At 74.1% G+C, this 11,998-nt stretch carries 12 protein-coding genes and 2 pseudogenes; 10 read left to right on the top strand and 4 right to left on the bottom strand.

Features of this window, described 5'->3' with window-relative positions:
• Positions 1-180, top strand: a 180-nt coding sequence (locus BJF79_RS55565; RefSeq protein ID WP_158079232.1) for a hypothetical protein, incomplete at its 5' end; no start/stop codon positions are given.
• Between the two features lies 1 nt (position 181).
• On the opposite strand, the gene BJF79_RS19060 is transcribed toward BJF79_RS55565, so the two are convergent.
• From BJF79_RS19060 to BJF79_RS19045, 4 genes are all read right to left on the bottom strand, one after another.
• Positions 182-1,000 carry a hypothetical protein gene (locus BJF79_RS19060; RefSeq protein WP_075899243.1) on the bottom strand — a complete coding sequence of 273 codons (819 nt, stop codon included), beginning with the start codon at positions 998-1,000 and terminating at the stop codon, positions 182-184.
• Positions 1,001-1,219: 219 nt separating this feature from the next.
• A complete protein-coding gene (locus tag BJF79_RS19055; protein WP_075899241.1) occupies positions 1,220-2,035 on the bottom strand; it encodes a hypothetical protein in 816 nt (271 codons plus the stop codon).
• Positions 2,036-2,214: 179 nt separating this feature from the next.
• Entirely contained in the window at positions 2,215-2,964 is a 750-nt protein-coding gene (locus BJF79_RS19050) for a glycerophosphodiester phosphodiesterase (RefSeq protein WP_075899239.1), read from the bottom strand.
• Complete coding sequence (locus BJF79_RS19045; protein ID WP_075899237.1) at positions 2,961-3,662, bottom strand: 2-C-methyl-D-erythritol 4-phosphate cytidylyltransferase; 702 nt, start codon at positions 3,660-3,662, stop codon at positions 2,961-2,963. The genes BJF79_RS19050 and BJF79_RS19045 overlap by 4 nt, the downstream gene beginning before the upstream one ends.
• Before the next feature lie 234 nt (positions 3,663-3,896).
• On the opposite strand from BJF79_RS19045, the gene BJF79_RS60685 reads away from it, so the two are divergent.
• From BJF79_RS60685 to BJF79_RS19010, 9 genes and pseudogenes are all read left to right on the top strand, one after another.
• A complete protein-coding gene (locus BJF79_RS60685) occupies positions 3,897-4,631 on the top strand; it encodes a hypothetical protein (protein WP_262402263.1) in 735 nt (244 codons plus the stop codon).
• Positions 4,601-5,113, top strand: coding sequence for a DUF5941 domain-containing protein (locus tag BJF79_RS19040; RefSeq protein ID WP_262402262.1), 513 nt, complete (start codon positions 4,601-4,603; stop codon positions 5,111-5,113). Before BJF79_RS60685 ends, BJF79_RS19040 begins: the two co-directional genes overlap by 31 nt.
• A complete protein-coding gene (locus BJF79_RS19035) occupies positions 5,110-5,841 on the top strand; it encodes a sugar phosphate nucleotidyltransferase (protein ID WP_075899235.1) in 732 nt (243 codons plus the stop codon). The genes BJF79_RS19040 and BJF79_RS19035 overlap by 4 nt, the downstream gene beginning before the upstream one ends.
• Before the next feature lie 71 nt (positions 5,842-5,912).
• Complete coding sequence (locus tag BJF79_RS19030) at positions 5,913-6,986, top strand: iron-containing alcohol dehydrogenase family protein (RefSeq protein WP_075899233.1); 1,074 nt, start codon at positions 5,913-5,915, stop codon at positions 6,984-6,986.
• Positions 6,964-7,824, top strand: a complete 861-nt coding sequence (locus BJF79_RS19025) for a CDP-alcohol phosphatidyltransferase family protein (RefSeq protein WP_075899231.1) — start codon at positions 6,964-6,966, stop codon at positions 7,822-7,824. Before BJF79_RS19030 ends, BJF79_RS19025 begins: the two co-directional genes overlap by 23 nt.
• Positions 7,825-7,847: 23 nt before the next feature.
• A pseudogene (locus BJF79_RS19020) lies at positions 7,848-8,701 on the top strand (glycosyltransferase family 2 protein).
• Positions 8,702-9,093: 392 nt separating this feature from the next.
• Positions 9,094-9,921: pseudogene (locus BJF79_RS51160) on the top strand (serine/threonine-protein kinase); the annotation flags it as partial.
• 313 nt (positions 9,922-10,234) lie between these two features.
• Positions 10,235-11,209, top strand: a complete 975-nt coding sequence (locus BJF79_RS51155; RefSeq protein ID WP_083733579.1) for a PQQ-binding-like beta-propeller repeat protein — start codon at positions 10,235-10,237, stop codon at positions 11,207-11,209.
• Positions 11,196-11,998: serine/threonine-protein kinase (locus BJF79_RS19010; protein ID WP_158079231.1), on the top strand; the 803-nt coding region annotated here is incomplete at its 3' end. The genes BJF79_RS51155 and BJF79_RS19010, both read left to right, overlap by 14 nt.

Below are 11,998 nucleotides of genomic sequence, written 5' to 3'. Positions count from 1 at the left end.
TCTCGCGGCCGCCCGTCCAGCCCGGCCCGCCGCAGGCGCCGCCCGCGCCGGAGACGACCGCCGTCGGGCGCCGTCCCGTTCGGGCGCGAGTCCGAGCCGCCGCGCGGCCCCGGCCAGTCCGAGGGCGGCGAGTGGACCCGCATGTACGGGGAGGACGACCTGCGCCGCGACGGCCGCTAGCTCAGCCCCGGCCCGGGATCGGGATCCGGACGTCCGGCAGGTCCGGCCTCGGCTCCCGCCACACGCCCGACAGCAGCACGCTCAGCGTGTAGACGTGCCAGAGCTGGTTCGTCCAGCCCTTCGGCACCGTGGCGAAGTGCTCCTCGAACTTGCGCCGGTTCACGATGTCCCACAGTTCGGACGGCCCGTCCAGCACCCGGTCGCGCAGCAGTGCGAGGAACGGCTCGTCGAACCCGTGCCGCCAGTTGAACCCGGACGTCCGTCCCTTCGGCAGGACGGCCGCGCGGCGCCGCCACGCTGGCCACTCGCGGAGGCGGCGCGGCCCGTCCGCCTCGAACCGCCACCGCTTGCCCTCGGGCGGGACGGACGCGAGCTTCGGCGCGAGCGTCTCGATCAGCAGGTACACGACCTCCTCGCTCGCCCGCCATTGCGGCGGTAGCGCGAGCGCCTCGCGGACCACGCGGTTGTCGAAGAACGGGTGGTAGTACGGCGAGTTCAGCAGCGTCGCGGTGTGCGCGCCGACGATCCAGCGGCCCGACCGGTAGAGCAGGTACAGCAGGTCGAGGACGCGCGGCCCGTCCGCGGCGGCCCGCGCCGCCCACCCGCGGAGGTGCTCCGCGGCGGCGGCGTTCGCGTCCGGCGTGCAGAACGCCTCGGCCGACATGAAGATCGTCCGGAGCCGCTTGCGGATCGCCTCGGGGCCGAGGTCCTTCTGGTCGTAGAGGTGCCCGCCGCGCAGCGTCTCGCCGCCCGACCCCGACGTCCTCGGGACGACCCGGTACGGCGCGCACCCGTTGACCCGCTCGTACGCCGACGTCATGCCCTCGCAACGGCGGATCACGTCGTACGCCCGCAGCAGCGGGTGCCCGACGGCGACGGCGCCCGGCGCGTCGTCGCGCGCGGTCGTGGGGGCGGTCGTGGAGGTGAGGTCGACGCGGTGCTCGATGCCGAGGCCGTCCGGCAGATCTCCCGGGCGAGCGCGACGGTCGGGTCGTCGGCGACCCGTGCGTCGTCGCGACCAGCGGGACGCCCGCGGCGGTCAGCACGGCCGCCATGAGGCGGCTGTCGCGCCCGCCCGACAGGGCCAGCTCGACCGGGACGCCGTGCCCGGCGAGCGGCGCGGCGGCGTCCACGAGCGCCTCGGCCGAGCCGCCGCACCGCGCCCGCGCGCTCCCGCGCGTCCGCGGGCATCGGCCCGGCCGCCGGGACGTCGCGCACCCCTCACCGCGACGCCGCGCCCGGGGGCGGCGGTCAGGACGGCGTCGGCGGGCAGCGCCCGGACGCCCGCGAACGGCGTGTCGTCGTTGGTGAAGAAGCCGTGCCGGATCATCGGCTGGAGCGCCATGACGTCGTGGGCCACCGGTGGGTCCGCCAGGCCGGTTTCCGCGGCGCGCGCGGTGAGATGCACGAGGAGCGCGCGGCTGCCGATAAAGCAGAAATCGGTGGTTTCGGTGAAATAGACCGGGCATACGCGGGCGATCGAGGTGGCCGCCTCGAAACCGTCACGATGTGCGCGGAACACCGCGAACACCCCGCCCATCGACTCGACGGCCGCCGCCGGATCGGCGGTTTTCAGCAGTTCCTTCTCGGCGATGTCCGGATCGGCGAGGTATCCGGTGTAGCCGAGGACGCGCTCGTCGCCGCCGGTGAGCGGGCGGGGGAGCAGCCGGTGCTCGGGCTCGTTCGACCAGGCCAGCAGGACGGTCGCGCCGTCGCCGGAGGTCCATCGGGAGGGGGTCAGTCGGTCGGTGGGAACGGGGATCGCCTCGGCGGCGGCCCGGCCCGCGGATTCCAGGATATGCGGTGAAATTCGGCGATTTCGGGCTTTGCTCACCACGGCGAGATAGGCGCGCACGCGGGCTCCGTTCGGTCGAACGTGACGGACCGCACGACCGTCGCGCCGCGGGGTGAACGTCCGCCGAACCGTCGACATATGAGCGGTAAATAATGCTCACGTTTACCGAAGGTTGCTTCTCCCCCCAAAATGGACCGATCCATTTCGGGAGAATTCCGGCGACGGACCGCCGGTGCCGGTCAGAGCGCCGCGAGGACGCCCGGGACGTCGTTGACGACCATCGCGTCGATCCCGGCCTCGGCGTAGCGCGGGGCGTGCTCGGCCGCCGGGCACCACGCGACGACCTCCAGGCCCGCCTTGTGCGCGGCGTTCACGCAGTGGTCCAGCGGGCGCAGCCGCGAGTCCGGATGCTCGAACCCGCACGAGCCGGTGTGCACCGCCACCACCTGCAGACCCAGGCCCGCCGCCGCCGGGACGGCGTGCCACAGCGGGAACCGCAGCCACGTCAGCAGCCCGAGCGGCACGCCCGGCAGCTCGTCCCGCAGCTGCACCAGCAGCGCCGGGTCGAACGAGGTGACCAGCAGGGGCCGCCGCCGGGCCTCCCGGCGCAGCAGCGGCAGCAGCAGCGCGCTCGTCCGCCGGTCCGGGTCGTCGAGCGCGTCCTCCAGGACGGTCTTGACGTCGACGTCCACCGCCACATGCGGCGGCAGCGCGTCGAAGACGTCCGCGAGGCGCGGCAGTCCGCTGTCGGTCGCGGGCAGGTCCACCACGTGCGACCCGTCCGGGATCGTCGGGTCGTGCCGCAGCACGAGATGGTCGTCGCCCGTCCGCGTCACATCGACCTCGACCCAGCCCAGGCCCGCGTCCACCGCGGCCAGCATCGAGTCGAGCGTGTTCTCCGCGACCGTCCGGCCCGTCCCGGGCACCGGCCGCTCGCCGGACCCGAACCCGCGATGGCCGATGACCACGGGGGCGTCTTCGAAGATCAAGGGGTCTCCTCCGCGGCGATGTGCTCGGCGAGGGCGATGTCCAGGGGACGGGTGACCTTCAGGTTGCGATCGTCGCCCGCCACCACGCGGATCGGCACGTCCGGCAGGTAGCGGTGCACGATCCCGCAGTCGTCCGTGGCGCGCAGCCCCGGATCGGCCAGCGCGATCTCGTACGCCTTGCGGACCGTCCCGAGGACGAACCCCTGCGGCGTCTGAAACCGGCTCATCGACTCCCGGGGCGGCATCGACGCCACCCGGCCGTCCGCCACGACGACGATCGTGTCGGGGCTCGGGACGCCCACCGCGACGGCCGCGTCCCCGTCCAGCGCGTCCAGCACGCGGTCGATCACGGCCGCGTCGACGAACGGGCGGGCCGCGTCGTGGAACAGGACCCGCGCGTCGTCCGGACGGTCGGCCAGCGCCTCCAGCGCCGCCACCGTCGACGCGGTGCGCGTGTCACCGCCCGCGATCACGGCCGTGACCTTGCCGAACGGCGCGGCGATCGTCGCGGCCGCGCGCAGATGCCCCGGCGCCATCACCACCAGCACCTCGTCGACGCGCGGATGCCCGTCGAACGCGGCCACGGCCCGGCCCAGGATCGAACGGCCGCCGATCTCGATGAGCTGCTTCGGGCGCCCCGCGCCCAGTCGCGCGCCGACACCACCGGCGAGCACCACCGCGACCGTCCGCGTACCCATGTCTCCCCGTTCTCGCCACAACAGGTCATCGAAGCATTACGCTCTGCCATTACCGTACGGCTCACGCTCAACGTACCGCCTGGCCTGTCGCACGCAACATACGCACGTGAGGCGCGACAAGGAAGCCGCGCAGGCCTGCGCGTCCGGAGCGCGGAGCCGGTCCCGGGGGCCTCGGGGGCGCCCCGTGAAGACGCACCGCGAGCTTCGGCCCGCGCACCGACCGGGGAGGCGACCGTGGAGCAGCGGACGGTGCGCCGGGCCGCCCGGTGGGGCCTCACCCCCGCCACGACGGCGCCGATCTCGCTCGCCGTCGCCGGGCTGGCCGCCGTCTGGTTCTCCGACGCCACGCGCGCCGGGGCCGTCGCGGGCGCGCTGCTCCTCGCGGTCACGGTCGTCCTCGCCCGCGTCGACGCCCGGCTCGTCCGCGTCGGAGCCGCCGAACCGCGGCAGGCGTGGCGGTCGGCCGTACTGCGCCGGGCCGAGACGACGTCTACGCGGGCCTGGCCGCCGGCGCCGCCGGGACCGGCGGGGCGGCCTGGGCCGAGCCCGCGGCGTTCGGCGGGGTGTGGGCGATGGCGGCGGTCGCGCTCGCGCTGCCCGCGCTCCACCGCGCGATCGCCGCGTCGTTCGCGGTGCGCCACCCCGCCGCCGCCCCCGGCGACCCCGTCGGCTTCGCGAGGATCGTCACACTCCCTCGGCCCGAACGCCCTCGCGGTCGTCTCCGTCACCGCCGCCCTCGGCGACCCCGCGTTCGTCTTCGCCGTCCTCATCGTGAAGGGGCGGCGTCGCGGCCGCGTCCGTCCTGGCCGGGTGCGTCCTCCGCTCCCTCTGGCCGGTGACCCCATGACGCTCCGGGGCGGGATCCTGCGCGTCTACCGGGACGACGGGCCGCTGGCGCGCGCGCTCGGCGTGCGGCTGCGCGCGGGGGGCTCCCGCCGGTGCCGGGAGCCGTCGGCGCGGCCGTCCTGACCGGGATCCTGCTGGCAGCCGGGCCGGACGGCGACCCGGCCCCCGCGCTGTTCGCGCCGGTCATCGCGGTGCTGCTGATCGGCCCCGCGTCGACGCACCCGCACGGCGGCAGGCTCGACTGGACGGCGCCGCCCATGATCCGCGGGATCGAGTATGGTTACCTCACCGTGTTGGGGTTCGCGCACGCTGTGGCGGCGCCGCTCGTCTTCGCGCTCGTCGCCCTCCTCGCGCTCCACCACCACGACACCGTGCACCGCACCCGCAGGGGGCCGCGGCGGCAGCGGCTCCTCCGGGCCGGGCTCGGCTGGGAGGGGCGGATGCTCATCGTGGCCTGCGGGGGCCTCTCCGGGAGCCTCCCGTTCGCGTACGCTGCCCTGGCCGCCTACCTTGGCGTGTTGTTCGGCGGCGAGAGCGTCGCCGCGTGGGCGCGGGCCGGACTCGGCGCACGCGTGCAGGTCGACCTGGAGGAAGAGGAAGCATGATCGGCATGGTGCTGGCGGCGGGCGCGGGCCGGAGGCTGCGGCCCTACACCGACACGCTGCCCAAGGCACTGGTCCCCGTCGACGGCGAGACCACCATCCTGGACATCGCGCTCGGCAACCTCGCCGAGGTCGGGCTGACCGACGTCGTGATCGTCGTCGGCTACCGCGCCGGCGCGGTCGAGGAACGCCAGGCCGCCCTGGAGGAGCGGTACGGCGTCTCGATCACCCTGGTGCACAACGACAAGGCCGAGGAGTGGAACAACGCCTACTCCATGTGGCTGGCGCGGGAGCACTTCTCCAAGGGCGTCCTCATGGTCAACGGCGACACGGTCCATCCCGTGAGTGTGGAAAAGACGCTACTCGCGAACCGCGGACCTGACATCCTCCTGGCCGTGGACGATGTGAAAACGCTCGGTGACGAGGAAATGAAGGTGATCCTCGACGGCGAGGGCAACCTCGAGACCATCACCAAGCTGATGGAGCCCGAGACCGCGAACGGCGAGTACATCGGCGCGACGCTCATCGAGCCCGCCGCCGCCGACGCGCTCGCCGACGCCCTCAAGGCCACCTGGGAGAGCAACCCCGACCAGTACTACGAGGACGGCTACCAGGAGCTCGTCAACCGCGGCGGCCGCATCTCCATCGCCCCCATCGGCGACGTCCGGTGGGTCGAGGTCGACAACCACGACGACCTCGAAAAGGCACGGAAGATCGCCACCACGTACTGAGCGGACGCACGAACGGCAGGCAGACGAACGGCCCGCGTCCGGGCGGCGCGGGCCACCGAGCGAGGAGGCCCATGCCCCTGCTGACGCGGATGCTGAACGCGCCGCTGTCCATCGACGTGCGGCGCGGAGCCGTCGCGGAGCTGGGCGAGCTGCTGGCCGACGGACGCATCGCCACCGAGGGACGGGTCGCGATCGCCGTCGGCCCCGGCCAGGGCGACCACATCGCCGAGCACGTCCGCCCGTCCCTCGCCGCCTGCGAGGTGTTCCAGGTCGCGGGCGCCACCGTCGACGCGGCCGTCGACCTCGCCGCCAAACTGCGCGGCGGCTCCTACGAGGCCGTCGTCGGGATCGGCGGCGGCCGGACGATCGACGCCACCAAGTACGCGGCGACGCTGTCGGGCATCCCGATGGTGTCGGTCGCGACGAACCTGTCCCACGACGGGATCTGCTCGCCCGTCGCGTCCCTCGTCCACGACAAGGGCAAGGGCTCCTTCGGCGTCGTCATGCCCCTCGCGATGGTCGTCGACCTCGACTACGTGCACGCCGCACCCGAACGGCTCGTCCGCGCCGGGATCGGCGACGTCCTCAGCAACTTCTCCGCCGTCGACGACTGGCTCCTCGCCGCGTCCGAATGCGGCGAGCGCGTCGACCGGATGGCCCTCACCGTCGCCCGCACCGCCGCCGAGGCGCTGCTGCACCAGCCGGAATCCATCGAGTCCGACCGGTTCCTCACCGTCCTCGCCGAAAGCCTCGTGCTGTCGGGGATGGCGATGGCGTTCGCGGGCGACTCCCGCCCGGCGTCCGGCGGCGACCACGAGATCCTGCACGCCATCGACCAGCTCCACCCCGGCACCGCCAACCACGGCGAACTCGCCGGGATCGGCGCCGCGTTCTGCTACCACCTGCGCGCCCTCCACCTCGGCGACGGCGCCGAACGGCTCGCCGAGATCCTCACCTGCCTCGACCGGCACGACCTCCCCAAACTGCCCGGCGACGTCGGCCTGACCGTCGAGCAGTTCACCGAGGCGGTCCTGTACGCGCCGCGGACCCGCCCCGGCCGCTACACGATCCTGGAGCATCTGGGCCTCGACGCCGACGAGACCCGCAAGGCGGTGGAAGACTATGTCCAGGCCCACGGAGGCTGAGGTGCCCGCGCCGGACCGCCCCGAGACCGACGGCGACGAGCGTGCGCCCCGCAAGGGCGCCCGCGTCGCCGACGTCCGCGCCCACGGGCAGCCGCCCGGCCTCAAGGACCGGCGCAACGAGGAGCACTGGGCCGGCCGCCTCTACATGCGCGCCCTCTCCCCGTACTTCGCGTGGCTCGCGATGCGCCTCGGGTTCAGCCCGAACCAGCTCACCTACCTGATGATGCTCAGCGGCATCGCCGCGGGCGTCGTCGTGTCGCTGCCACTGTCGCCCCTGTGGACGGCCGTCGGCGGCGCCGTCCTCATCCAGATCTACCTCCTGCTCGACTGCGTGGACGGCGAGGTCGCCCGCTACCTGCGGCAGACGTCCGTCGCCGGGGTCTTCCTCGACCGCATCGGCCACTACCTGTCCGAGGTGTCGCTCCTCGTCGGCCTCGGCTTCGCCGCCCAGGGCGGCTGGGAGACCGGCGGCTACGTCGAACTCGGCATGCTCGCCGCCCTCGGCGCCGCGCTGATCAAGGCCGAGACCGACAACGTCGTCGTCGCCCGCGCCAAGTCGGGCCTCGCCGCCGACCCGACCGGCGGCGACCGCGCGCTGCGTCCCCGCTCCACCCGCATCGCGCTCGCCCGCCAGGCCGCGTCCATGCTCCGCTTCCACCGGATCATCGGCGCCGTCGAACTCTCCCTGCTGATCCTCGCCGCCGCCGCCCTCGACACCGTCCTCGGCAGCGAAACCCCCGCCGCGATCCGCGTCCTCACCGTCGCCGTCGCCGCAGTGGCCGTGCTGCAGACCCTGCTGCACCTGGTGAGCATCCTCGCCTCCCGGAGACTCAAGTGAAACTCAGCGTCGTCGTCCTCACCATGGGCAACCGGCCCGAGGAACTGGCCCGCTCCGTCCGCAGCGCCCTCGACCAGGAGCACGTGGACATCGAGGTCGTCCTCGTCGGCAACGGCGTCGACCCCGTCGCCGACCGCGGCGCGCAGCCGCCCTTCGACGACCCGCGCGTGCAGACCGTCGCGCTCCCGAAGAACGTCGGCATCCCCGCCGGGCGCAACCGCGGCGTCGAGGCGTCCAGCGGCGACATCGTCCTCTTCCTGGACGACGACGGCTGGTACCGCTCGACCCGCCTCGGCACCTACCTGCGCGACCGGTTCTCCGCCGACCCCAAGCTCGGCGTCGTGTCGTTCCGCGTCCGTGACCCCGAGGGCGGCCCCGGCGAACGCCGGCACGTCCCCCGGCTCCGCGCCGGAGACCCCGAACGCTCGTCCGCCGTCACCACCTTCCTCGGCGCGCCTGCGCCATCCGCCGCGCCGCCTACGACCTCGGCGGCGGCCTCCCCGAAGACTTCTTCTACGCCCACGAGGAAACCGACCTCGCCTGGCAGATCCTCAACGCGGGCTACCACATCGCCTACGACGCGTCCGCGGTCATGTACCACCCGGCCGTCCTGCCCACCCGGCACGACATGTTCTACCGGTACAACGCCCGCAACCGCGTCTGGCTCGCCCGCCGCAACCTCCCGTGGCTCCTCGCGCTCACCTACCTCGCGGTGTGGGTCGGCATGACCCTCCTGCGCGAACGCAGCCCGAAAGCCCTCAAGCCCTGGTTCAAGGGCTTCGCCGAAGGCTGGCGCAAGCCCGCGGGCCCGCGCCGTCCCATCTCCTGGCGCACCGCCTGGCGCATGACGAGAACAGGCCGGCCGCCTGTTATCTAGCAAGACCCTTGGCGTCAGGCCCCAGGGGGCCTTCCTTCAACGGGCCTTGCGTGCGATTGCTGCATCGCTCCGACTCGCCCAGGGGGCTCACCTGCTTATGGCGTCGCCTACGGCTCCAGGCCGCTAGGCGGCCTTCCGCCTCCGGCACCGCGTGCGATTGCTGCATCGCTCCGACTCGCCCAGGGCTCGCTGCGCGATCAGGTTCTCGCTTCGCTCGCACCTGGCTTCGCACGCAATCGCAGTGGTTCCGGTCCGCTGTGGCTGGGGCTTTGCTGGGGTGGGTGCCTATGAAGTGTGGGCTCGCACTGCGTGAGTGGGGGCTCGCCAGTTGTGCCTGGATTCGGATGCGATCGCAGTGGCTCGGGTGAGGCGGTGGCCGGGGTGGGCGCCTGGTGGGAGGCTCTGGTCGAGGCATCGGGGCTACCGGAGGGGCGGGTGTGGACGGGTTCGAGCCGGGGGATCCGCGGGAGGTCGGGGGCTATCGGCTGCTCGGGCGGTTGGGCGCGGGCGGGATGGGCGTCGTGTACCTCGGGCGGTCGCCGGGCGGGCGCGTCGTCGCGGTCAAGGTCGTCCAGGAGCGGTTCGCGGCCAACGCTTCGTTCCGTGCCCGGTTCCGGCGGGAGGCGGCCGCGGCGCGCAGGGTGACCGGGACGTTCACCGCGCCGGTCCTCGACGCGGATCCGGACGCGGCGGTGCCGTGGCTGGTGACCGCCTACCTGCCGGGGCTGACGTTGCGGGAGGCCGTCGGGACGGCCGGGGCCCTCCCGGTGCCGGTGGTGCGCGTTCTGGCCGTGGGGTTGGCCGAGGCGCTCGCCGACGTCCACCGGGCGGGCCTCACGCACCGGGACCTGAAGCCCGGCAACGTGATGCTGACCGCCGAGGGGCCCCGGGTGATCGACTTCGGGATCGCGCGGCCCGAGGACGCAACGGCGATCACGAGGGTCGGCGCGCTTCTCGGGACGGTCGGGTTCATGTCGCCCGAACAGGCGGCCGGACGGGTCGCGGGGCCGAAGAGCGACGTGTTCTCGCTCGGCGCCGTCCTGCTGTACGCGGCGACGGGGGAGGAGCCGTTCGGCGCGGGTGCGAGGGACGCGGTGCTGCGGCGTGTGGCGGCGGTGGAGGTGGAGGCGGATCTCGGCGGGATCGACGATCCGGGGCTGGCCGAGTTCGTGGCGGTTTGCCTGCGGAAGGAGCCGGACGAGCGTCCTTCGGCGGTCGAGCTGCTCGACCGGTTCGACGCGGCTCCGGCGGGTGCCGGGTGGTTGCCGGACGTGCTCGTGGACGCGATCGGTCGCCGCGCGGGGGACGGACGGCCCGGCCCTGCGCCCGGCGGGGACGCGGCGTCCGTCGTGGAGGGGGAGACGGCCGAGCCGCAGGACGCGGAGCCGCTCCGGTTGGCCGCCGGGCCCTGCTCGTCGCCGCGCCCGTCGTGCTCGCGGCGCCGGTGCGGCGGGGTTCGTCCGGACGCGCGATACCGGACGGCCGCGCGCGAGCGTCTCGCGGTCCCCGGAACGCTCCGCGCCCCCGGCGGGCGTGCCGCGCTGGAAGACCAAGGTGGGCGACTACTACCAGAAGCTGTCCGCGACCGGCGGCGTGGTCGTGGCGGAGGGGCGGACGGGCGAGGTGCACGCCCTGGACGCCCGAACCGGCGACGTCCTGTGGAAACGGAAGGCGGAGAACGAAAGCCACACCCTGGACGGCGCGGTGTACCTGTCCAATCCCATCCGGCCGTGGCTGACCGCCGTGGACGCCTCCTCCGGCGAGACGCGGTGGCGGGGCGACTTCTCGGCCGTGGTGAACATGGCGGTCGCCGGGTCGGTGGTGTGCTTCGGCTACGAGGGGCCGACCACGGCGGTGGGGGTGCGGGACGGGCGGACGCGCTGGTCCGCGGACGTCCCGCCCGAGCTGGGGCTCGCGGCGGACTCGCGGGTGGTGGTCGCGGCGGGTCCGCGTTCGCTGGTGGGGTTGGATCCGCGCGGCGGACGCGAGCGGTGGACGAGCGCGCTCCGGTTGCGGCACGCGCCGCCGCTCGCCGCGTTCCTCGTCGGCGCCGGCCTCGTCTTCATCGGCGCCGACGACGGGGTGCTGCACGCGGTGCGCGCCGACGACGGGTCCCCGGTCTGGCGGAAGGGGCACGCCCAGAGGTGGTTCAACGGGTCGTCGCTGAAGCTTTCGGGCGGCGTCCTGTACGCCGATTCGGGATACGGGACCGTGGTCGCCATGGATGCCGCGACCGGTGCGGAACGCTGGTCGCGGCCCGTCGGAGAAGGCGGGCACGACCTCGCGCTTTCCGGTGGGACGCTGTTCGCCGCGTCCACGCGTACCCGGACGGTGCTCGCGCTGGACACGGCGGACGGGCGAGTCCGGTGGAGCCATCGCGCCCGGGTCGGCACGTGGTCCGGGCCCGACGGGACCGATGGGGTGGTCGGCGCGGGCGGCCTGGTCTTCCTCAGCACCCGGGAGGGCGATGTGGAGGCCGTCGGGGGAGGTGCCGGTGCGGGCTCTTGAACCGGCCGATCCCCGGTCGGCGGGGCGGTGCCGGATCCTGGCGCGGATCGGCGCGGGCGGCATGGGGATGATCTACTTCGGGCGTTCCGGGAGCGGACGTCCGGTCGCGGTCAAGGTGGTGCACGCGGAGTTCGCCCGCGACCCGGAGTACCGGGAGCGTTTCCGCCGCGAGGTGGCGGTCACGCGGGTCGTCGGCGGGCGGTACAGCCCGGGTGTGGTGGACGCCGATCCGGAGGCCGAACTTCCGTGGCTGGCGACCGAGTTCCTGCCGTCGGTGTCGCTGCGGGAGGCGGTCGAGACGCTCGGCCGGTTGCCCGCCGAGCCGGTGCGGCCGCTCGCCGCCGGGCTCGTCGAGGCGCTCGCGTCCGTCCATGACGCCGGGATCGTCCATCTCGACGTGAATCCCGCGAACATCCTGCTGACGGGCGAGGGGCCGCGGTTGGTCGACTTCGGGATCGCCGCGGACCTGCGCGCGGCCCCGCCCGGCGAACCGGCCGGGACCCGGGGGTTCATGTCTCCCGAACAGGCCTCGGGCGGCCCGGTCGGCCCGGCGAGCGACGTCTTCTCGCTCGGTGCGACGCTGGCGTACGCGTGCGCCGAGCCGGACGAGCGGCTCCGCGCGGTGATCGAGGGCTGTTCGCGTCCCGAACCCGCCGAGCGGCCCGGCCTCGCGGAACTGGCCGCGCTGCTGGCGGACGGGCCGCCGGCCGCGTGGCCGCACGCGGTGCACGCAGCGGCTCGCGCACCGGGCGGGCGAGGCGGCGAACCCGCCGGTGGCCCCGCCGCGAC

This window comes from Actinomadura sp. CNU-125, from assembly GCF_001942465.1.
Lineage (GTDB): Bacteria > Actinomycetota > Actinomycetes > Streptosporangiales > Streptosporangiaceae > Spirillospora.
This window is presented reverse-complemented; position numbering and strand designations above follow the sequence as displayed.